The following is a 1192-nucleotide window of genomic DNA, read 5'->3' as shown; positions in this document are numbered from 1 at the left end:
CCCCCAACCCTTCTCCCCGGTGCGCGGAGCCTGCCCCGTCCCGAAGGGAATCGGCCACGGGATCGTCCCCTCAATCCTTCCAGCCCCTCTTCGTCTTTATCCAGGAGGCCTGAGGCCATGAACGACCACCAACGCATCCAGAACCTGCTGCGCGAAGGCCGCATCAACGGCGGCGACCTGGACGCCCGCGGCCCCTTCACCCTGCGCGGGCGCGATTTCAAGGGGTTGCTGGGTCGGGGTGAGGCCCGCCTGGGGGTCGAACACAACCACGGCGACCTGACCCTCGAGGCCTGAGAGGAGAAGAGATGAGCGAACACGAACGTATCGAAAAGCTGCTCAAGGAAGGCAAGATCACCGAGGAAGAAGCCCGGCTGCTGCGCGAAGCCCTGGACGCTCCCTTCAGCGAAGCCATGGCCCCTGACACCCCGCCTACCGCCAGCGACGACCCCTCCACCCTGCGCTGGGTGCGGGTGCGGCTCACCGCCGGGGAACTGGTGGCCAGCTTCGACCCCAGCCTCAGCGCCCCGCAGATCGAGGGCAAGGTGGAGGCCCGCGAGAACGGGCGTGACCTCGAGGTCACCCCCCAGACCCCCGGCGGCGACTTCCTGGGCGATCTGCTAGGTGGGCTCAAGATCGGGAAAGTAACCGTGCGGGTGCCTGCCGGGTGGGGGCTCGAGGTCCACGGCACGGCGGGCGAGGTGCGGGCCAGGGGCCTGCCCTACGTCAAAGCCCGGCTGATGGCGGGCGAGGTGGACCTCAGCGACGTGCAGGGCGTGGACGTGGAGGTCAAGACCGGCCAGATCGACGGCAGCGTGCGCCTGACCGAGGGCCGCCACCGCCTGCACGTGACGCTGGGCGAGGTGGACGTGAAGATCCTGCCCGGCTCGAGCGTCAAGGTGGAGTCGCGGGTGGGTCTGGGCAACCTCGAGAGCACTCCCCGCCAGGTGGGGCAGGGCTTGGCCCAGCTCGAGGCCTCCGTCAGCGTGGGCAACCTGGAAGTGAGGGCCTAAAGATGAGCGAACAGATCCAAGCAGGGGAGGGCATGAGCGAACGCGAACGCATCCAGGCGCTACTCGACGAGGGGCGCATCACCCAGGAGGAGGCCGACCTGCTGCTGGAAGCCCTCGCGGAAGCCGAAGCCGCCGAGGCGGAGGCCGGGCCCACCCGGGCCCACCCCGAAGTTCCCATGAAC

General features: G+C 69.0%; 2 protein-coding genes and 1 pseudogene. All 3 read left to right on the top strand.

Annotation, left to right across the window (positions count from 1 at the left end):
* Positions 1-117 precede the first annotated feature (117 nt).
* Positions 118-294 (top strand): hypothetical protein, encoded by a 177-nt coding sequence (locus tag Mrose_RS19125; RefSeq protein ID WP_182482915.1) that lies wholly within the window; start codon positions 118-120, stop codon positions 292-294.
* Between the two features lie 11 nt (positions 295-305).
* A complete protein-coding gene (locus tag Mrose_RS18370) occupies positions 306-1010 on the top strand; it encodes a DUF4097 family beta strand repeat-containing protein (protein ID WP_119280660.1) in 705 nt (234 codons plus the stop codon).
* A gap of 2 nt (positions 1011-1012) precedes the next feature.
* Positions 1013-1192 (top strand): annotated as a pseudogene (locus Mrose_RS18365) (hypothetical protein); the annotation flags it as partial.

This window comes from Calidithermus roseus (assembly GCF_003574095.1).
GTDB lineage: Bacteria > Deinococcota > Deinococci > Deinococcales > Thermaceae > Calidithermus > Calidithermus roseus.
The sequence above is the reverse complement of the archived record's forward strand: the minus strand, read 5'-3'. Positions and strand labels throughout refer to the sequence as shown.